The following is a 20,009-nucleotide window of genomic DNA, read 5'->3' as shown; positions in this document are numbered from 1 at the left end:
GAGGCGGGGTCACCGGCGGCGGTGTTGTCGTAGGCGGCGGGGTCCCGCATGGCGGTATGGGTATCCGCGGCAGGCCTCTCAGCAACTGCTGAATCGGACACAACTGCGACCAGGCCTGTGAGACGCCGACGTGGTATCCGAACATCGCTGAGACATCCCGGGCCCACATCTCCTCATATTCGGCTTCCATCGCCGCGATCGCCGGCATGTTGAATCCAAAGATGTTGGTATTCGCCAGGGCTCGGGTGATGGCCCGGTTGGCGGCAATAATCAACGGCGACACGGTGGCGGCGCACGCCGCCTCGAAAGCCGCCGCCACGGCGCCGGCTTGGCAGGCTGCCCCCTCGGAATGGGAAGCCGCGATGGCAAGCCACGCCGCATACGGTGCGGCAGCCTCGGTCATCTTCGCCGCCGCCGCACCCTGCCACGCTCCGCACGCCAGGTCGGAGGTCACGGACGCGAATGACGCTGCCGCCCAGCGCAACTCGCCCGCCAACTCACCCCAGGCCGTTGCCGCCGTAAGCATTGGCCCCGATCCGGCGCCAGAACATAACAGGGCTGAATTGACCTCTGGCGGAAACATGGCGTACGACATCGTCGATCCTTCCTTACCGGCACCTCACTCAGTTGCTTTCGCGCACGTATCCGTGCACAGCCGGCGCCCACGCCGGCAGGCCCTCTGACAGCGCGCGTCGGTAACGGCGAGCGGCGCACGGCCAACCTCGGCAACGGGCCGGGCGGCGGCAGGATGGGCCGTCTGTTGCGCTTACCGACATGCCGCGAAACCACCTCCACCCCGGCTGAACATTCCAGTCTGGTCGCCGAAGCGCCAAGCCCTCGGCGCAGGATTCGCCTTATCTTAGAACGCGTAGGCCGCGACCAAAACGGGATTGAAAAAATGCGGCCGATGCAGCCGATGCAGTGCTCCGGCCGCATGCCCATGAAGGAAGCGCTTAAGCGGCAGGTGTTTTCGCATGCCCAAACCCGGGCGTCGGCGGCGCATCATGACCTTGTGACGGGGCTACGGCGAGGCCGATACCGGAGTCACCACCGGGACGACGAAATCTTCGATCATGGCCCGCTCGTCGGCTTCGTCCCGTCCCGGGAACGTCAGTAGCGAGATGATCACCCGCACCGCCCAACGCGCCCGGCGTTCGACGGCGCCGCCGTCACCGGAGCCGAGTGACTGCAGGAACGCGGCGGCCAGCGCGGTAATCACCTGCGACTGTCCGGCCATCTCGCCGCCGATCGGCGGACGGGTCGCGGCAAACCACGCCGCCAGCGCGGGGCTCTCGCGCACCATCCGCAAGGTGGCGGCGATGCTCGCGACGAGCCGTTCTTGAGGATTCTCGACCCCGTTGATCTGCTGGATGATTTCACGACCGAGCCGCCTGGTCTCCCGGTGCACGTAGGCAGTACGCAACGCTTCGCGGCTGTCGAAGTACCTGTACAGCGTCGCACGGGAACATCCTGCGGCCCTGGCGATCTCGTTCATGCCGATCGAGGCCGGGTCGCGCTCAGTGTAGAGCTGCGCGGCGGCGTCGAGGATGCGGTCTGCGGCCACCTCGGTGCGCCGCGCGGCCAGCCAATCGGTTCCGGCCATTACGACGTCACCCGAAACGGCACCGACAACGGCCGGCGGACGTAGCTTCCCCCGGACCACACGATTGCGGCCTCGTCGATTTCGAAGTCCGGGCAGCGGAGCAGCAGTTCGGTGAGGGCGACGCGGGACTGCATCCGCGCCGCGGCCGCACCCAGGCAATGGTGGGCACCATGACTGAAGGTCAAGATGTTGCGCGGGCACCGGGTGACGTCGAGTTGACCGGCGTCCGAGCCGTATTGGCGCTCGTCGCGATTGGCCGAGCCGTACAGCAGCAATACCTTGCGGCCGGCCGGGACGGTGGTGTCGCCGATCGTCACGTCATTGGTCACGGTGCGCGCCAAGCCCTGTACGGGCGCGGTGAGCCGCAGTAGTTCCTCGATTGCGTCGGGTATGCGTTCTGGTTGGTCCACCAGCAGCCGCCGCTGATCGGGCCGCTGCTGAAGCAACGGCATCGACCCGCCAAGCATTCCGGTGACGGTGTCGTTGCCACCGGTGACCATGGTGAACGTAAAGGCAAGTATCGAAAGGGTGCCGGCGATGTCGCCGTCTGTCCCGACCCCGGCGGCCACCAGGTGGGAAATCGTGTCGTCCGCGGGTTGGGTTCGGCGACGCTCGATCAATCCGGTGAAGTAGGCCATGAGCGAGCCGACCGCATCGCCGACTGTTTCCAGTGCGCCGGCGATGCCGCCTTCGGCGGTGTTGGCCGCGACGATGGCTTGGGTCCAGCCGTCGAACTGGGCCCGATCCTCTTCGGGCACCCCGAGATAATGCGCGACCACCATCGACGGCAGGGGTTTGAACAGCTCGGCGGCGATGTCGCCGCCGCCGTTGGCGCGCAGCCTCTCGATGCGCTCCACGACGAACTCTTTCACCTTGGGCTCGACCGCCTCGACTTGGCGCGGAGTGAAACCGCGCGATACCAGCTTGCGAAACTCGGTGTGCACCGGCGGGTCCTGCATCACCATCGGCGGGTTGTCTTGCAGCCCAATCAACTCCAGCTCACCGTATTTGACCGTGAGCCCCTGTGCGGAGGAGAACGTCTGATGGTCGCGGGCCGCTGCCCAGACGTCGGCGTGCCGGGACAGCACGTAGTAGTCATGGTCCGGACTACCGGGCGGGACGACATGGTGGACCGGGTCGTGGTCTCGCAGTGCCCGGTACATCGGCCAGGGATTGGCCCATGTGTCTGCGGTGGCGAGCTGAAACACCGGGCGAGCATCATGAGACATTACAGCTGTCATGTCTCATTGATACGACAGCGATGGGCTATATGTCAACAGTGCGGCATTCGAGTGTGCGTCCAGGGATTCCAAAGTGCATGTAGGGCGGGCAGAGCCGCGATCGGCCGCCCTGGCCGCACACTCGAAGCCGTCACTGCACACTCGACGCCGAGACTGCACACTCGACGCCGAGACTGCGACCGATCAGATCCCACTGCCGGGGTTGAGGATGCCCAACGGATCCAATGCCTGCTTGATGCGGCGGTTGAGATCCATCGCGTCCGGCCCGAGGTAACCCGCAAGCCACGGCCGCTTCAGCCGTCCGACGCCGTGTTCGCCGGTGATGGTGCCGCCCAGCCCGACGGCCAGGTCCATGATTTCGCCGTACGCGAGCTGGGCGCGCTCGGCCATTGCGACGTCTGCGGGGTCATAAACGAGCAGGGGATGGGTGTTGCCATCGCCGGCATGGGCGATCACCGAGATCATCAGCTCGCGTTCGTCGGCGATCCGGGCAATACCGTTGACCAATGAGCCCAGCGCGGGCAAGGGCACCCCGACGTCTTCCAGCAACAGCGATCCCTTGGTCTCCACCGCCGGGATACAGAATCGGCGAGCAGCGACGAACGCCTCACCCTCATCCGGGTCGTCGGTCGAAAACACTTCGGTGGCACCATTGTCGGTGAAGACGCCGGCCATGAGCGCGGCGTCTTCGGCGGCGGCGCCGCCGCGCTCGTCAGAGCCGGCGACCAGCATGGCCGCCGCCGATCGGTCCAAGTCCATGCGCATGGTGTCCTCGACGGCGTTGATCGCCACCGAATCCATGAACTCCAGCATCGACGGGCGAAGGCGCGCGGTGACGCCGAGCACCGCGTCGACCGCCGACTCCACCGAGGCAAAGCTGGCGACCACGATGCTCGACCCATGTTGAGCGGGCAGCAGCCGCAAGGTCACCTCGGTGATGACGCCCAGCGTGCCTTCGCTGCCGACGAACAGCTTGGTCAGCGAGAGCCCGGCCACATCTTTCAAGCGGGGCCCGCCCAATCGGACCGCGGTGCCGTCGGCCAGCACCACTTGCATGCCCAGCACGTAGTCGGTGGTGACGCCGTACTTCACGCAGCACAGGCCGCCGGCGTTGGTGGCGATATTGCCCCCGATGCTGCAGATCTCGAACGACGACGGGTCCGGCGGATACCACAAGCCGTGTTCGGCGGCGGCCTGCTTCACCTCGACATTGAACAGGCCGGGCTGGCACACCGCGGTCCGGGTCACCGGGTCGATGCTGATGTCGCGCATCTTCTCCGTCGACAGCACGATTCCGTTGTCCAAAGCGGTGGCCCCACCCGACAATCCGGTGCCGGCTCCCCGGGTGACCACCGGTACCCGGTTGGCGGTGGCCCAACGCAGGACGGTCTGCACCTCGCCGGTGCGGCGCGGCCGGACCACGGCAAGCGGCTTGCCCGCGGCCGGATCCAAAGCGCGGTCGTGACGGTAGCCGTCGGTCACCGCCGGGTCGGTGACCACCATCCCGTCGGGCAGGCTGCCGATCAGGCCTGTCAGTAACTCTGCCCTCGCCGGACCCTCCACCGGATCGATCCTACGGGCCGGTGACCGCTGTAGAGCTGAGCGATCCTGAAAGGGCGGGGCGCGGACGTTCGGGCGAAGAAACCTCGGCAAGATCGGTGTGCGGCTGGTCCGGCGCGCCACCGAAGAGCTCGGACCCGATCGACAGGTTGGAAAGACTGGCCGCACTCAAAGACCGCGGCATGCTCACCGACGCGGAATTCGAGCAGCAGAAGCGCCGCGTCCTCGGCAGTTGGAGCAGCTGACCGGCTACACCGGCGAACTTTGCCGAGGCATCTCTTCGGGTGCGCGGTTCAGTTCCCGAAGCGATGGGAGCCGGGTGCACACCAGGCCGGTCAGCAAGATCGGCAGCGCCAACGCCAGGAACGTCACATTCAGTCCGGCGGCATCGGTCAACGGGCCGGCCAGCAGCAAGCCCAGGGGGCCCGCGGCGTAGGCCAGCGACGTCATCACTCCGACCACCCGGCCGCGCAGATGGTGCGGCGCCCGGGTTTGCATGACGTAGTTGTAGATGGGCTGGATCGGCCCGTAGACCAGCCCGATCACTGTGCAGCACACCAGGATCACCGGCAACGGCGGTAGCAGTGCGATGACAGCCGTCGCGGCGCCGAGGGTGAGCACCGCGGTCAGCATGATCGTGCGCCGGCTCAGGTAGTTCGACACCGTCGCGTAGCCGAGCGCGCCGACCAGTCCGCCCAGGCAGATCGCCATCAACACCGAGCCCAGCTGGGCCGGTTGGTGGCGATCGGCGAAGTACTTGGGGAACAGCACGCTTTCCATCGGCAGATACAGCGCGGTCACGCTCAGGTCGATCAGCGCCAGCGCGCGCAATACCCGCAAACTCCACACGAAACGAAGCCCCTCGGCGACCCCGGAAACCAACCCCTCGGGGCGGGTCGTGTGATGCGGCCTGCCGGTGCCCTCGAGCCGCAAGGCGGCAATGGCAAGGATGGACAACCCGAACGCCACCGAGGTGATCCACATCGTGTTGATGCCGCCGACCGTTGCGATCATCACGCCGCCGATGCCCGGACCCACCACGAAGGCGAGGTTGAGGATGGCCTCGTAGATGCTGTTGACCCGGTCCAGCGACCAGCCCGCCCGGATGGCGGCCTCGGGCAGCATCGACTGGCGAGCGGTTATCCCGGCCGGGTCGAAGGCGGCCGAACAGGCGCCCAGTGCCGCGAGCACGGCCACGTTGACGGCGCCGGTGCCCAACGCCCAGGCCACCAGCGGGACGGCGGCCACCGCGGTCCCGGATAGCGCGTCGGACACCATCGACACCCGGCGACGGCCGAAGTAGTCGACCGCGGTGCCGGCGATCAGTGTCGAGAACAACAGTGGCAGCGTGGTCGCGCCGGCAACGATCGACGCCTGCCCCGCGCTGCCTTCGCGCTGCAACACTAGCCATGGGAACGCCACGATCGAGATACCGTCGCCCGCACACGCCATCAAGGTGGCGAACAGGATCAGAAACACCGGGCCGCGGCTGTTGTTGCTGTTCATGGTTATCGCGGCTGAATCTAACGCCATGGCCGTATCGGCGACCACTGAATTTCGCCCGCCGTGCAGGATGTTGGGGTGCTCATGCATCCGAATACCGGCCGGGCATTCGGGTCGCCGGTCGATCCCGGCACCGGCTGGCCGGGCGATCCGGCGACACCGCAAACCCCGGTGGCGGCCGATGCCGCACAAGTTGTGCAACTGGCCGGCGCGGCACGCTCGATTCGCGAACTCGATGCCCTGGTCAGCGTGTGCCGGGCCTGTCCCCGACTGGTGAGCTGGCGGGAACACGTCGCCGCCGTAAAACGCCGGGCCTTCGCCGATCAGCCGTATTGGGGACGGCCGGTGCCGGGCTGGGGGTCGGAGCGGCCCCGGCTGTTGATCGTCGGCCTGGCTCCGGCTGCGCACGGGGCCAACCGGACCGGGCGCATGTTCACTGGCGACCGGTCCGGAGATCAGCTGTATGCGGCGCTGCACCGCGCCGGCCTGGTGAACCAACCGACCAGTGTCGACGCCGCGGACGGCTTGCGCGCCAACCAGATTCGGATCGTCGCGCCGGTGCGATGCGCGCCGCCGGCCAACGCACCCACCCCGGCGGAGCGGCTGGCCTGCGCGCCCTGGCTGGACACCGAATGGCGGCTGGTTTCCGAGGACGTCCGGGCGATCGTTGCCCTGGGTGGGTTCGCCTGGCAGATCGCGCTGCGGATGTCTGGCGCGTTAGCCAAGCCCAAGCCCCGGTTCGGCCATGGTGTTGTGGCCGAGTTGGGGTCGGGACTTCGATTGCTCGGCTGCTACCATCCGAGCCAGCAGAACATGTTCACCGGTAAGTTGACACCGGAAATGCTCGACGACGTAATCCGCGACGCCAAGACTCTGGCAGGAATTGAGTAAGGGTGCGAACAGTTCTGGTTTCCGGTGCCAGCGTGGCCGGTACTGCGGTTGCGTACTGGCTTGGGCAGCAAGGGTATTCGGTTACGGTGGTGGAACGCCACCCCGGGCTGCGGCCGGGCGGCCAGGCGATCGATGTCCGCGGTCCGGCGCTGACGGTGCTGGACCGCATGGGGCTACTGACTGCCGCGCAGGCGTGCAAGACTGGCATCCGCGGCGCCTCGGTCGTCGACCGCGACGGCAACGAATTGTCCCGGGACACCGAATCGACACCGACCGGCGGTCCCATCGACAATCCCAATATCGAGCTGCTGCGCGACGATCTCATCGAATTACTCTACGGCGCAACCCAACCGGGGACCGAGTACCTCTTCGACGACAGCATCACCGCGTTGGACGACGACGGCAGCACGGTCGCGGTGACCTTCGAGCGCGCCGATGCCCGCAGCTTCGGCTTCGTGATCGGCGCCGACGGATTGCATTCCAACGTGCGCCGGCTGGTTTTCGGTCCCGAGGAGCAATTCATCAAGAGGCTGGGCACGTTCGCGGCGATCTTCACCGTGCCCAACTTTCTGGAGCTCGACTATTGGCAGAAGTGGCATTACGGGGACGCCACCATGGCCGGGGTCTACAGCGCGCGGGGCAACACCGAGGCCCGTGCCGCACTCGGATTCATGGACCCCGATCTGCGGATCGATTACCGCGACAAAGAGGCTCAATTCGCCGAGTTGGAACGCCGGATGGCCACCGACGGCTGGGTGCGCGCGCAGTTGCTGCACTACATGAAGTCGGCGCCGGATTTCTACTTCGACGAGATGTCGCAGATCGTGATGGACCGCTGGTCCAAGGGCAGGGTCGCGCTGGTCGGCGACGCGGCATACTGCTGTTCGCCGTTGTCCGGGCAAGGGACCAGTGTTGCCCTGCTAGGCGCCTATATCCTGGCCGGTGAGCTCGCCGCGGCCGGCACCGACTACCAGCGCGGCTTTGCCAACTACTACGCCGAATTCAGCGGTTACGTCGAGCGCAACCAGTGGCTGGTCAGCGACAACATTCCCGGTGGCGAACCGATACCCCAGGAGGAGTTCGAACGCGTCGTGGACTCGCTCACGCTCGAGGACTACCAACGGCGCTGAACCGGCCGCGAAATCGTCGGCCATGATCGGCACCACGGCCACGCCGCCGGCCGTCATGCGTCGCGCTGTAGGTGTGATAGCTCACAGTGGCACGTGTCGCGGTCGAGGACCAGACGCGCCTTCGTCGGCGCCGGTAAACTGTGTGACGGCTAGGTGGGTTCGGTCCACCAGCCCCTTCTCCCGGCAGTCGATCAAGCCGCGCCGCACCGCAAACCCATTGCCTCCTAATGATCTTCGACCGTATCCGGCAGTCCGTGACAAGGAGTCTACGCGTATGGTTCACCGCTACAATTACCGCATCGTCTGGTCACCTGGACATGACAAATACGCGGCCCACTGCAACGAGATGCCGGTCGTGTCGTCATTGGCCGGCACTCCGCAGGAAGCTCTCGACCAGATCGTGCGGCTGGTTGCCGACGGCGACGATGCCACCGACGGCCCGGTTACGGGCGCGATGCCGAAACGACGATCGCCGCATCCGCCGCGGGTGGTACCTCGGTGGCGCACCCGCTGCTGAGCCGCCGGCGCGGCGGACGTCAAGCCGGATCCGGCACATGACTGTTGATCCACTGCACCACCTCGTCCGCCGGTAACGGCGGACTGTGCACGAAACCCTGGGTGATGGTGCAGCCGTAGCGGCGCAGCGCGCTCAAGGTCACCTCGTCTTCGACCCCCTCGGCAACCAGGTCCGCTCCCAGGCTGTGGGCCAGCGCCACCGTCGACCGCACGATCGCAACCGAACGCGGGTCCAGGGCCAGTCGCGCCACGAACACCCGGTCGAGCTTGAGTTCATCGACCGAGACGTCCTGCAAGCGTGCCAGCGACGACCACCCGGTGCCGTAATCGTCGAGCGAGATGCGAACGCCTAGGTGCTGCAACGCCGCAACAGTATTACGAGACCGCACCGAGTCGGCGAGGGTGCTCTCGGTGATCTCGATAATGAGAGCGTCCGCGGGCACGCCGTGCGCCTTCAACAGCCCCTCGATCGTGCCCTCTAGATCCAGGTCAAGCAGATTCGTCGTCGAGAGGTTAACGGCAACCGTCAAATCCATGCCCTGGTCACGCCAGGACCGCAGCTGGGCGAGCGCGAGGTCGAGGGTGCGGTTGGCCACCCTGCGCATCAGGCCGACACGTTCGGCGGCGGGCAGGAACTCCTCGGGAAGCAGCATCCCCCTGCTGGGGTGCTGCCAGCGCAGCAGTGCCTCGACGCTGTGGACGCTACCGTCGTCGGCGTTGATCTTGGGCTGATAGTGACAGATGAGTTCGGTACCGTTCAACAGCGCGGCGCGTAGATCATCGACGAGGGTGGGATCGCTATCGCGATACAGCTCAAACGCCGAGTCGTAGGCCACGACTTTGCCTTTGGCGCTTTTGGCGTGCGGGATCGCCGTCTCGGCGCGGTTGAGCAGCTCCTGCGGATGGTCACAGTGGTCGGGGTAGAGCGCAATGGCGATGCGGGCATCGACCTGCACGGTCACCGGATCCAGCTGGAACGGTTCCCCGAAGGCATCGAGCAGCCGACCCGCTTGGGCGCGGGCGGCAATGAGATCCGCGCCTTCGCTCAGCAGGATCGCGAACTCGTTGTCACCGGTGCGCGCCAGCAGATCTTCCGGACGCACACACTGTGACAGGCGATTCGCGATGCGGCACAACAACTCCTCGGTCATGTGACGACCGATCGAACCGGTGATCTCGTCGAACTCGTAGAGATGCAGCAACAGCAGCGCTCGGCCTGGCGGGGTTCTGGGCGCCAGGTCCGGCGCGTTGACCGACAGTGCGGTCAGGGCTGTCGCCAGCGAACGCCGATTGGGCAGCGCCGTCAATTCGTCGGTCATGGCGTGCTGGTGGGTTTCGGCCAGCACACTGACGTCCCGGAAAGCCACCGAAAACCGCGCCGCGACCGCGATCAGGCTCAACGCGGCCAATGCGCCCGCGATCCGCGAGTGCGGGCCCAGCACAATAACTCCCAGCGCCACGACGGTGCAGGCCACGGGCGCGGCGTACGAACCGAGTCCACGCTTCGGTGCGGGCCCCGCCGGCGACCAGGGCGCCCAGCTGGCCATCGCCACCAGTAGCGACGATGCGGGCCACAGGGCGTCGAACCAGGTTCCCACCCGATACGAACCGGCGGCGGTTTCGAAAAGATACCGGGTGTCGGCGGCGGCGAACAGCGTGAACCCGGCGACCAGCAGAATCCAGCGAAGCTGGTTGCGCAAGCCCAGGATCGGCAGCATGCCGGCCGCAAGGGCCAGGAGGACCAGATCGCCCCACGGATACACCAGGCCCACCAGCACGGTGGCCGGTGCGCGGGCCGCCGCCGCACGAATGGGCCCTGCGGTCAGGGCGGCGGCCACCGCGGCGCCGGCCAATCCACAGATCAGCGAATCGAGGCGCACGCCAACCGGCACCCTCTTCAACCGCGCCCGCATGAGCAGCAGCAGCCCGGCGTAGCCGAACGGATAAAACGCCAGGTAGAACGGATCCGCTAAGGACGGCGACTGACCGTCGGGCACCCACAGCCGGTAGACGACGTCGCCCAAAGCCGCGGATGCCTGCCCGGCCGCGATCAGCGACCAAGCCACCCGACCGGCGGCAACGTGATAGGCGCGAGCCGCAATCACCGCAGCCGCCAGCAGGGTCAGCGCCGGATACCAGGATTCGGCGAAGACCCGGTGACCGCCATGCACGGTGAGCGCGGTGTAAAGGGCGACGCCGATTGTCAGCAGTGCCAAGGCAATCCGGATGCCCACCGGCGGCCACCAAAATCCGCGGCGCGGCGGGCGGTCTCGTTGGGCCGGTGTTGCCGCCGCGAAGCCGGCCGAGCGCCGCAGCGGTGCCGCCTGGTCCGGTTCGGGCTCGGAAGGACGGCACGTGTCCGCGCCGGTCCCGCGCCGGGGGGCGTTTCCCGGGACGGCTGACGGGGTGGCTTTCGGGATGGCCTGGATGGTCGGTACCGGTGCGTCGGCGTGCCGCGCGAGCGCTTCGGAGAAGGGCATATCCGGCACGAAACTGCGGATCCGTTCGCCGCCTTCGCGTTTGGCGGCATACATGGCCAGGTCGGCATGCCGGAGAAGTTCGTCGACGGTACAGCTCGATCCCGCGGTGGCTACCGTGTATCCGATGCTGGGACGTACCGTGACTGGAACGCCGTCGATGACGATCGCCGCGTCGAATGCGTCGAGTACCCGATGCGCCGCGGCTTGTGTTTCCTCGACGGAGCCTTCGATGAGCACCGCGAACTCATCCCCGCCCAGCCGGGCGATGGTCGCCGTTTCGTCGAGGGAGGCGGTCAGCAGGCTGGCGACCCGAATGAGAAGCTCGTCGCCGGCCGGGTGACCGAGGGCGTCGTTGACCTGCTTGAAGTTGTCCAGGTCGAGGCATAACACCGCGATCGGGTCGGGTCGCTGATCGCGAGCGGCGATGGCTCGGTCCACTCGGTTGAGGAACCGGGTCCGATTGGCCAGACCGGTCAGGCTGTCGCGAGACGCCTCGTGCGCTACCTCGGCCAGCAAAGCCTGGTTCTCGACCAGGACTACGAGCTGGCGGGCCAGCACCGCGGCGACCAGAATGCCGAGCGCGGCGAACAGGAACGGCCACTGCCGCACCTGGTCCATGAGGTGACCCAGTCCGATCGCTGCGGCCAGCACCAGCGGCAGGTACGGCAACCACAGCCGGACCCGGGACGTGACCTCCGTACCCGTCTCGCTCGTCTCGTCCCGAACCGCTGTCGGAGACTCCCTGACGCTGGCCAGCGCCGCCAGCGCCACCAGTCCGAGGCCGGCCACTCGGGGCAGGTCGACCAGCTCGCCGGTGTGATAGCTGCCGCTTCCGGTCTGGAACACGATCACGATGTCGGCGCCGCCGATAACAGTGATCCCGGCGGCTAACAGGCTCAGGCTGGGCCGCCCGCTGGGCAGGGTTCGCGACAACACCAATATCGCAACTGTCATGACGACGACGTCGGCGAAGACATGGGTGAAAATCACCGGCCGCGAGCTGCTGGCGTCCCGTACCACGGTGTTGAGGATGAATACCCACGCGGCCACGAACACCGACGTCGCGACGATGACACCGTCGAGGATCAACCGCCAGGGCACCCGGCGAACGGACTCCGACAGCAGCAGCAACGCCGTCGCGGCTCCGACGGGATACCACAGCAGCGCCATCTCAGCCGTCGTGGGGTGTGCGGCGTGATCGAGTTGCGGGCACACCTCGGACAGGGCGCAAATGACCTCACCGACCGTCCACCCCGACAGCGCCGTCGTCAGCGCCAGCCAGCCAAATCTGCGGCGCCCGGCCGCGCAACGGGCCGCGTTGCCGGCACATCCCGCAGTCCAAAGCAACGACAGCACCGGCACAAGCTGGTTGACCGGCCAAGCCGGATAGCCGCCCGGCCAGCTCCCGATCGACATCGCCGCGGTCAGCGCCACCGCGAGGGTGAATCCGCCGCCGACGAGCCAACCAGCGCGCGCCGACAGTCCGAAGCGCCGCCACGGATTGGGCGTGCCGCGTTTCATAGCCGCTCCAGTCGCTTCGCACCCCATTGCCGGTGACAACCGGAAGCTTCACCGCGCTCTAGCGCAGAATAATCCGTGACGACCGGTCCGGCTTGACTACGCCCGCGTTTGCCTGGTCGGGGTCAACGCAAAGATCGGGATGGGCCGCGGCGTCCGGTGCTGGTAACCGCTGTAGCGATTCGCGTTGTTTTTGTTGACCAGCTGCCACATCCGGGAATAGTCGGCGTCGTCCGGGGTGACCCGTCGTGCGGTCACCGCCAATCGCTTTGGGCCCACGTTGATTTCGCACCGGGGATGCTTGCGCAGGTTGTGGTACCAGCCAGGGTGGCGATCTGCGCCTCCGTTGGAGGCGACGATCAGATACGAGTCACCGTCGCGCGCGTAGGTCAGCGACGTGGTGCGTGGTTGGCCGGTCTTGGCGCCAACGGTGTGTAGCAGCAGGCTCGGCGGAACACCTGGCATGCGGTGCCCAATCCGCCCATTGGTCTTCTGGTAGACCGTGTCATGCAGTCGCAACAGGGGCGCGCCGACTAATCGCTCGAACAGCGTGAGATTGCTCATGGTCCAGCCTTACTGGCTCGCGTCGATGCGGGCCAACGCCTCGCGAAGGATTCGCCCGGTGGCCTCACGGTTCGGGTCGCGGCGCAACACCATCGCCTTGGCAAGCGCCAGCTTGTCGCCGTTGCGCCGCGGTAGCACATGGAGGTGAATGTGGAACACCGTCTGGAAGGCGGCGCTGCCGTCGTTGATCGCGATGTTGGTCGCGTCGGCCAATTCCGTCGCGCGGGCGGCCTTGGCGATCCGCTGGCCGATCGTAACCATGTCGGCCAGCGTGTCGGGCGGGGTGTCGGTGATGTCCACGGTGTGTCGTTTGGGCAGTACCAAGGTGTGACCGCGGCTGAACGGTCGGATGTCGAGGATGGCCAGATAGCCGTCGTCTTCGTAGATCGGAATGGCTGGGGCTTCACCGGCGACTATCGCACAGAACACGCAGGGCATAGCGCCCACCGTACTGCGCCCGGCGCCGACCTTTCTCCGCGGACCCGCGGCCGGTGATGCTCAGGGAGCACCTGGAACCGCCCGTCCGAGCGGGATACGCTGCGGCAGTGGACCCTAACGATCTCGCGTTCGTCGGCGCGACGGAGCAGGCGCAACTGCTGGCAGACGGTGAGATCACCGCACCGGTGCTTCTCGAGGTCTATCTGGAACGAATCGAGCGGTTGGACAGCCAGTTGCGTGCCTACCGCGTGGTGCGCTACGACGGCGCGCGCGACGAGGCCGAGGTGGCCCAGCAGCGCCTCGACGCCGGCGAGCGGCTGCCGCTGCTTGGGGTGCCGATCGCGGTCAAAGACGATGTCGACCTCGCCGGAGAGGTGACGACGTACGGCGGCGGCGGGCACGGTCCGGCGGTGACAGCCGACGCGGAGCTGGTCCGCCGGCTGCGCGCCGCGGGTGCCGTCGTCATCGGCAAGACCAATGTGCCCGAGCTGATGATGATGCCCTACACCGAGTCGCTGACGTTCGGGGCGACCCGCAACCCGTGGAATCCCTCCCGGACTCCCGGTGGCAGCAGTGGCGGCAGTGCCGCCGCGGTCGCTGCCGGGTTGGCACCGGTGGCGTTCGGATCCGACGGCGGCGGGTCGATCCGGATCCCGTCGACCTGGTGTGGAGTGTTCGGGCTGAAGCCGCAACGTGACCGGATCTCGTTGGAGCCGCACGACGACGCCTGGTACGGACTCAGCGTCAACGGCCCGATCACGCATACGGTGCGCGACGCCGCACTGCTGCTCGACGTGACGACCGCGGTGCCCGGTCCCGAAGGCGAATTCGTCGACGCTGCCGCACGCGAGCCCGGACGCCTGCGAATTGCCTTGAGCACCAAGGTCCCCACCCCGCTTCCGGTACGGGTTGGCAAGGCGCAACTGTCAGCCGTCGACCAGGCGGGTGCATTGCTGCGCGATCTCGGTCACGACGTGATCATTCGCGACCCCGAGTATCCGGCCGCGCTCTACGCCAACTTTTTCCCCCGATATCTGCGCGGTATCAGCGACGACGCCGACGCGCAGGCTCACCCGGAACGTCTGGAAGCGCGCACCCGCAATATCGCCCGGATGGGGTCGTTCTTCTCGGACCGCCGGATGGCGGCGCTGCGCGCTGCGGAAGCCGGGATCAGCAGCCGGATCCAGTCGATCTTCGACGACGTTGACATCGTCGTCACCCCGGGTACGGCGGCCGGGCCGCCGAGGATCGGCGCCTATCAGCGCCGGGGAGCGGTGTCGACGCTGCTGCTGGTGGCCCAACGGGTGCCCTACCAACAGGTCTGGAATGTGACCGGCCAGCCCGCCGCCGTGGTGCCCTGGGACTTCGACGACGACGGCATGCCGATGTCGGTGCAACTCGTCGGCCGGCCGTATGACGAGGCGACCCTGCTGTCGTTGTCGGCGCAGATCGAAGCCGCCCGGCCCTGGGCGCACCGGCGGCCGCCGGTGTCGTGACAGCGACTAGGGGAGGAGACGTGACTGGCACGTGTCAGCGGCGCCTAGATCGGATTCATGGAATCGATCAACCACTTGCCGCTCACTTTCGTCAGCCCAGCGCGAACCGAGCTCGCGGTGACTACCGGTGCGGGTTTGCCCCTGCTGGTTGTGCTTTGGTCGACGAACAGCAGAATCGAGGCCTTGTCGGCAGTCAATGATTCGACACCGGCATGGGTAACGGTAGCTGTCGCGGTGGTGCCGTTGGTTCGGGCGGCCGGGATGACCTGTTGCCTGGCGAATTGCCGGTAATAGTCGAGAAATGCTCCGGTCAGCACTTCCTCAGCCGCCCTGGTGTCTTGCTCTACCGTGTCCGCCGTGTACGTGAGCACTTTGGCCACATCGGCTTTGGCGACTTCCAACACCGCGTGGCGGTTGGCGGCGCGGTTGGCCGGCAACCCTCGGTTCTTGACCAGCATCAGCCCGCCGCCCAGCGCCCCGGCCGCAAGCGTTGCGAGAATGAGCGCGGCGACGACAGCCCACCACACGACTCGCCGGGTCATCGGACAAATTCCACGTTCGACACCAGGTAGGTGTCACCGATTTTTTCCACCTGCATGAGTAAGCGCCATGATCGTGGGTCTTGGGTTGCACCGGCGTTGTTGGTGACTTTCGATGTCATGGCCACCACCACGCGGGCTGTCGTGCCGCTGATCGCCTCCAGGCCTGCGCCGGTGGCGATTCCATGGGTCACCACGTTCGAATTCAGAATCGTCTGCTTGAACTCGGATCTTCTGCTGGCAAAGTCGTCGTGAAACGTGCCGGTCGAACCGTCGAGGATCCGCTGGATGTCGCGATCGGCGGTCTGGGGATCGAGACTCGTCAAGAACACGCCGAATTGCTTCGCGTAATCGACGTACGGCTGCCACCGCGGCGCCGCGGCGGCTGGCCGCGGACCGGGCCGGAGCACCTGCACTGCGGCAAAACCGATGGCGCACAGCAGCATTGCCGCCAGCACCAGCGGAACCACAATCGACACGACTGTTCGTCGCCGCGCCCCTGGCTGCGCCGCGGGCCTAGCGGGATGCCAGTACATCGGCTGCATCGGGGCGGCGCGGGTATCGACGGCATTCAGGGGAGCGGGAGCGATTCCCGCTGCCATTGTCCGATCGTCGGGCCGGTTCACTGCCATGCCTGAATCGGGTGTGACGCGTTCCGTTAACGCCTGGGCGAACTCTCGGCAGCTGCCATAGCGGTCGTTCGGCTGTTTCGCCAAATGCAGTCGCGAAAACCGGGTCCAGCGAAGCAAGTTCGGCTCGCTGGCCGCTCGGCTTTGGCGGTGGTGCATTGAGGTGCTGGCTGATCATTGCGACCGGGTTGGAATGCTGATACGGACGTGCACCCGTGAGTAGGTGAAAGGCGGTGGCGGCCAACGCATACTGGTCGGCGCGGCCGTCCATGTCGGCGCCCATCAGCTGTTCGGGCGCGCAATATGCGGCCGTGCCTACTGTCAGATTTGTTGCGGTGATCCCGCTGATGTCGCCGAGTTGGCGCGCTATCCCGAAGTCCGCCAAGAATATTCGCCGATTACCATCGCCGTCTGGCTCGGTGACCATGATATTGGCGGGTTTGACATCACGGCGCAGCAGGCCTCGCTGATGAGCGTAATCGAGCGCACTGGCCACGGCTGTCACGAGGGTGGCAACCTCGGCTGCGGGCATGCCCCCGGAGTTGCGGTTCGCCGTGAGCTGTGCTGCATCGGTTCCTTCGATGTAGTCCATCGAGATCCAGAGCTGACCGTTGAACTCGCCGCGGTCGTGGACACCGACGATGTGCGGGTGGAATAGCGTGGCGGCCACGTCAGCCTCGCGTTGAAATCGCTCACGGAACACACTGTCCGCCGATACGTCCCGAGGCAGGACTTTCAAGCGTCACGGCGCGGCAACCGTGGATGCTGCGCAAGGTACACCTCGCCCATACCCCCCGAGCCGAGTAATCGAATAATGGTGTACCCAGCAAACATTGTGCCGGCAGATAACGGCATGGCCGGATATTGCCTTGGGAGTCGGCGCGGCCGACTTGCCAGCCCGCGGTGTGGTCCGTCGACCGGCCGCGCCTCGCGGCGGCGTTATACGTTGAGCGGTAACGGACACTGGAGGCCACCGTGGAACACGTGCCCGAGCCGGCCGACCGCGATATCGACGATCTGCTCGAGGGCCTCGACGGCACGGCACGCGCGGAGCGCGCCGAGCTGATCGAGTGGCTGCTCGAACAGGGCATTACCGCTGACGAGATCCGGCTGGCCAACCCGCCGCTGCTGCTGGCCACTCGGCGGCTGATCGGCGACGACGGCGCGTACGTATCCGCCCGCGAGATCAGCGAGACCTACGGCATCGACCTCACCCTGCTGCAGCGGGTGCAGCGCGCCATCGGTTTGGCCAGGGTCGACGACCCGGATGCGGCCGTACATATGCGAGCCGACGGTGAAGCCGCCGCAACCGCGCAGCGGTTCGTCGAGCTGGGGCTGAATCCCGATCAAGTCGTCATGGTGGTGCGTGTTCTCGCCGAGGGCCTGTCGCACGCCGCGGAGGTCATGCGTTATACGGCGCTGTCGGCGATCATGCGTCCGGGGGTCACCGAGGTGCAGATCGCGCAGGCGTCGCAGGCGCTGGTGAGTCGGATCGTGCCGCTGCTCGGCCCGATGATCCAGGAAATGCTATTCATGCAGTTGCGGCACATGATGGAAACCGAGGCCGTCAATGCCGGTGAGCGAGCTGCCGGCAAGCCGTTGCCGGGCGCGCGCCAGGTCACCGTCGCCTTCGCCGACCTCGTCGGCTTCACCAAGCTCGGTGAGGTGGTGTCGGCCGAAGAGCTGGGGCATCTTGCCGGCCGGCTGGCAGAGTTGGCCCGTGACCTGACCGCTCCGCCGGTGCGGTTCATCAAGACAATCGGTGACGCGGTGATGTTCGTCTGCGCGGATCCGGTGCCCCTGCTGGACACGGTCCTGAAACTGGTCGAGGTCATCGACAGCGATGCGGCGTTTCCCCGGTTGCGCGCAGGAGTTGCATCCGGCATGGCGGTGAGCCGGGCCGGTGACTGGTTCGGCAGTCCGGTGAACGCGGCCAGCCGGGTGACCGGGGTGGCGCGGCCGGGCACGGTGCTGGCCGCCGAATCCGTTCGGGAGTCCGTGGGTGACGGCGCCGGGTTCGAGTGGTCATTCGCCGGTACCCGTCGCCTCAAGGGCATCAAGAATGAAGCCAAGTTGTTCCGGGTGCGTCGAGGCGACGGCGGCGATCTGCGGCCCTGATTGGGCAGGCCGATCCGGAGGGCTATCCATCGCGCATATGGGCAGGCCCGGAGCGACTCTCGGGGGCGTCTGGCTCCGTCTTACGCGGATCCTGCGCTGCCGGATCTCACCCCGTTGTCCGGCACTTGAGTTCGGTCGCTTCCGGGCCTGCTTCGCTACCAAAAATACAACTGCGCATTACTCGATAGCAATGGTCTTCAGGCCCGAATCATGGCATGAGCAGAGTCCCGTGCGGGCTTGGACGTTCACCGTCAGTGAACGGGATTCCATCACATGTATTACGGTGTAATCATGTAATTATGAAAGCACACCCTATGCATGGACATCGGTACGGGCGCCCCGGAGGCTGGCAGCAAGCCCAGCAACCGGATGCCAGTGATGCGGCCGAATGGTTCGCTGGACGTCTCCCCGAAGATTGGTTCGACGGCGATCCCACGGTGATCGTCGACCGCGAGGAGATCACGGTGATCGGCAAGCTTGCCGCGCCAGAGGATTCCGGAACGGAGCAGAGTCCGGCACGCGGGAAAGGACGAGCTTCGCGGTTCCGGGAGGAAACTCGCTCCGAGCGGATGCGGATCGCCGACGAGGCTCAGGATCGCTACGGACGTAAGGTGTCCTGGGGCGTGGACGTCGTCTCCGCCGCCGGCACCGAGCGGATCCTGTTCACCCACATCGCGGTTCCGGTGATGACCCGCCTGCGGCAACCGGAGCGTCAGGTGCTGGACACGCTGGTCGACGCCGGTGTCGCGCGGTCACGCGCCGACGCTCTCGCGTGGTCGGTCAGGCTGGTCGGTGAGCACACCGAGGAATGGCTGGCCAAGTTGCGCACCGCCATGGCGGCGGTGGACGACCTTCGCGCCCAGGGGCCTGATCTGGGGGATTAGCCCAGGGTTCGTCCCCCCTACTTGGTTTCCTTGTTGACCTTGGCGATGATCTGGTCGGCGATCTGGCCGCCCTGATCGGTGATCTGATAACCGCAGGCGTTGATGTCGACGATCACGTTGTTCGCCACGCTCATCGCGCGCTGGCACTCCCAGCCGTCAGCGCCCTCCTGGGTGTCGATGACCGTGATCTTCGGCGGGCTGCCGACCACGTCGGCGAACGTCCACCGGTAGGTCTTGCCCTTGTTGGTGACGGTCACCGTCTTGCCCGCGCAATTTTTCCATTTTCCGGCCGCAGACTGCAGGAACGAGCGAGCTTTGTCGGCGGACGGAAAGGCCACCACGGCCTGGTTGACCCAGTGGTCGTAGTTGTCGCCGGGTTCCGACGACACCAGACCGCTGATTCCGGTGTAGCCCGTGCCGGAGTAGACCGGATCTTGGCTGGTATACAAGGCAGCCTGACAGTCGGGCAGCGACAGCGTCACCGGCGATGGGTCCATCGACGTGATCGGTTTGCCCGGTTGGATGTTCGATGCGCCCATCACGGAGTTGATTTCTGACGGGCTCAGCAACAGCGCGCTGAGCCGGTCCTCCGAGATCGGTTTCGGCGGCGGCGCCGGCTTGGGTCGGGTGACCAGCCAGATACCTACTGCTCCGACCACGAGGACCAGCACGATAGCGACGGCTGCCACGATCGGCCACGGGTTGCGGTTTCGTGACGCCGACGGCTGCTGCCCCTGATTCCAGCCCGGTGGGCCGGGGGGTTGCTGCGGCGGTGGTGTGCCCGGTGGCGTACCGCCCCAGCCGCCGCCTTGGTAGAACCCCGGGGTGGGGGTCGGCTGGCCGGCCGGCATCGGGCCGCTCGTCGGGGCCCACGAGGGTTGGCCCGCTGGCGGCGGGGC

At 66.6% G+C, this 20,009-nt stretch carries 18 protein-coding genes and 1 pseudogene; 7 read left to right on the top strand and 12 right to left on the bottom strand.

Annotation, left to right across the window (positions count from 1 at the left end; translation table 11 throughout):
- From BST40_RS23325 to BST40_RS23310, 4 genes are all read right to left on the bottom strand, one after another.
- The coding region (locus BST40_RS23325; RefSeq protein ID WP_083155833.1) for a PPE family protein at positions 1 to 595 on the bottom strand (595 nt) is incomplete at its 3' end.
- 426 nt (positions 596 to 1,021) lie between these two features.
- Positions 1,022 to 1,603, bottom strand: a complete 582-nt coding sequence (locus BST40_RS23320) for a TetR/AcrR family transcriptional regulator (protein WP_075545542.1) — start codon at positions 1,601 to 1,603, stop codon at positions 1,022 to 1,024.
- Positions 1,603 to 2,844, bottom strand: a complete 1,242-nt coding sequence (locus BST40_RS23315; RefSeq protein WP_167381703.1) for a cytochrome P450 — start codon at positions 2,842 to 2,844, stop codon at positions 1,603 to 1,605. The genes BST40_RS23320 and BST40_RS23315 overlap by 1 nt, the downstream gene beginning before the upstream one ends.
- Before the next feature lie 183 nt (positions 2,845 to 3,027).
- Positions 3,028 to 4,347 carry an FAD-binding oxidoreductase gene (locus BST40_RS23310; RefSeq protein WP_075545597.1) on the bottom strand — a complete coding sequence of 440 codons (1,320 nt, stop codon included), beginning with the start codon at positions 4,345 to 4,347 and terminating at the stop codon, positions 3,028 to 3,030.
- An 80-nt stretch (positions 4,348 to 4,427) separates the two neighbouring features.
- Here BST40_RS23310 and BST40_RS31990 point away from each other — a divergent pair, with 80 nt between their 5' ends.
- Entirely contained in the window at positions 4,428 to 4,649 is a 222-nt protein-coding gene (locus BST40_RS31990) for an SHOCT domain-containing protein (protein ID WP_240316477.1), read from the top strand.
- Positions 4,650 to 4,653: 4 nt separating this feature from the next.
- On the opposite strand, the gene tap is transcribed toward BST40_RS31990, so the two are convergent.
- Positions 4,654 to 5,910 (bottom strand): multidrug efflux MFS transporter Tap, encoded by a 1,257-nt coding sequence (gene tap, locus BST40_RS23300; RefSeq protein WP_075545540.1) that lies wholly within the window; start codon positions 5,908 to 5,910, stop codon positions 4,654 to 4,656.
- A 60-nt stretch (positions 5,911 to 5,970) separates the two neighbouring features.
- On the opposite strand from tap, the gene BST40_RS23295 reads away from it, so the two are divergent.
- From BST40_RS23295 to BST40_RS23285, 3 genes are all read left to right on the top strand, one after another.
- Entirely contained in the window at positions 5,971 to 6,798 is an 828-nt protein-coding gene (locus BST40_RS23295) for a uracil-DNA glycosylase (RefSeq protein ID WP_075545539.1), read from the top strand.
- A 2-nt stretch (positions 6,799 to 6,800) separates the two neighbouring features.
- Complete coding sequence (locus tag BST40_RS23290) at positions 6,801 to 7,928, top strand: FAD-binding protein (protein WP_075545538.1); 1,128 nt, start codon at positions 6,801 to 6,803, stop codon at positions 7,926 to 7,928.
- Between the two features lie 274 nt (positions 7,929 to 8,202).
- On the top strand, positions 8,203 to 8,445 hold the full coding sequence (locus tag BST40_RS23285; protein WP_075545537.1) for a hypothetical protein: 243 nt from the start codon (positions 8,203 to 8,205) through the stop codon (positions 8,443 to 8,445).
- Positions 8,446 to 8,464: 19 nt separating this feature from the next.
- Here the strand turns inward: BST40_RS23285 and BST40_RS23280 are convergent, their stop codons facing one another.
- From BST40_RS23280 to BST40_RS23270, 3 genes are all read right to left on the bottom strand, one after another.
- Positions 8,465 to 12,445, bottom strand: a complete 3,981-nt coding sequence (locus BST40_RS23280; protein WP_089025278.1) for a diguanylate cyclase domain-containing protein — start codon at positions 12,443 to 12,445, stop codon at positions 8,465 to 8,467.
- Between the two features lie 96 nt (positions 12,446 to 12,541).
- Entirely contained in the window at positions 12,542 to 13,006 is a 465-nt protein-coding gene (locus BST40_RS23275) for a nitroreductase family deazaflavin-dependent oxidoreductase (RefSeq protein ID WP_075545535.1), read from the bottom strand.
- A 9-nt stretch (positions 13,007 to 13,015) separates the two neighbouring features.
- Positions 13,016 to 13,444, bottom strand: a complete 429-nt coding sequence (locus BST40_RS23270) for an HIT family protein (protein WP_075545534.1) — start codon at positions 13,442 to 13,444, stop codon at positions 13,016 to 13,018.
- A 107-nt stretch (positions 13,445 to 13,551) separates the two neighbouring features.
- Between BST40_RS23270 and BST40_RS23265 the strand changes: the two genes are divergently transcribed.
- The gene (locus BST40_RS23265) at positions 13,552 to 14,940 is read left to right on the top strand and encodes an amidase (RefSeq protein WP_089025277.1); all 1,389 of its coding nucleotides are present in this window, start codon (positions 13,552 to 13,554) and stop codon (positions 14,938 to 14,940) included.
- Positions 14,941 to 14,984: 44 nt separating this feature from the next.
- On the opposite strand, the gene BST40_RS23260 is transcribed toward BST40_RS23265, so the two are convergent.
- The 3 genes and pseudogenes from BST40_RS23260 to BST40_RS31980 all read right to left on the bottom strand — a co-directional run.
- A complete protein-coding gene (locus tag BST40_RS23260; RefSeq protein WP_075545532.1) occupies positions 14,985 to 15,482 on the bottom strand; it encodes a hypothetical protein in 498 nt (165 codons plus the stop codon).
- Positions 15,479 to 16,081 carry a mammalian cell entry protein gene (locus tag BST40_RS31985; RefSeq protein WP_244174460.1) on the bottom strand — a complete coding sequence of 201 codons (603 nt, stop codon included), beginning with the start codon at positions 16,079 to 16,081 and terminating at the stop codon, positions 15,479 to 15,481. Before BST40_RS31985 ends, BST40_RS23260 begins: the two co-directional genes overlap by 4 nt.
- Positions 16,061 to 16,963 (bottom strand): annotated as a pseudogene (locus tag BST40_RS31980) (serine/threonine-protein kinase); the annotation flags it as partial. The gene BST40_RS31985 and the pseudogene BST40_RS31980, both read right to left, overlap by 21 nt.
- A gap of 108 nt (positions 16,964 to 17,071) precedes the next feature.
- Between BST40_RS31980 and BST40_RS23250 the strand changes: the two are divergent.
- Together BST40_RS23250 and BST40_RS23245 are read left to right on the top strand one after the other, a co-directional pair.
- On the top strand, positions 17,072 to 18,226 hold the full coding sequence (locus tag BST40_RS23250; protein WP_371687250.1) for an adenylate/guanylate cyclase domain-containing protein: 1,155 nt from the start codon (positions 17,072 to 17,074) through the stop codon (positions 18,224 to 18,226).
- 299 nt (positions 18,227 to 18,525) lie between these two features.
- A complete protein-coding gene (locus tag BST40_RS23245; protein WP_075545529.1) occupies positions 18,526 to 19,110 on the top strand; it encodes a hypothetical protein in 585 nt (194 codons plus the stop codon).
- A 17-nt stretch (positions 19,111 to 19,127) separates the two neighbouring features.
- Here BST40_RS23245 and BST40_RS23240 read toward each other — a convergent pair.
- On the bottom strand, positions 19,128 to 20,009 hold an 882-nt coding region (locus BST40_RS23240; protein ID WP_142276792.1), incomplete at its 5' end, for a sensor domain-containing protein.

Origin of the sequence: Mycobacterium persicum, from assembly GCF_002086675.1 — a bacterium.
GTDB lineage: Bacteria > Actinomycetota > Actinomycetes > Mycobacteriales > Mycobacteriaceae > Mycobacterium > Mycobacterium persicum.
Note: the sequence above shows the minus strand (reverse complement) of the source record. Positions and strands in the feature narration are given on the sequence as shown.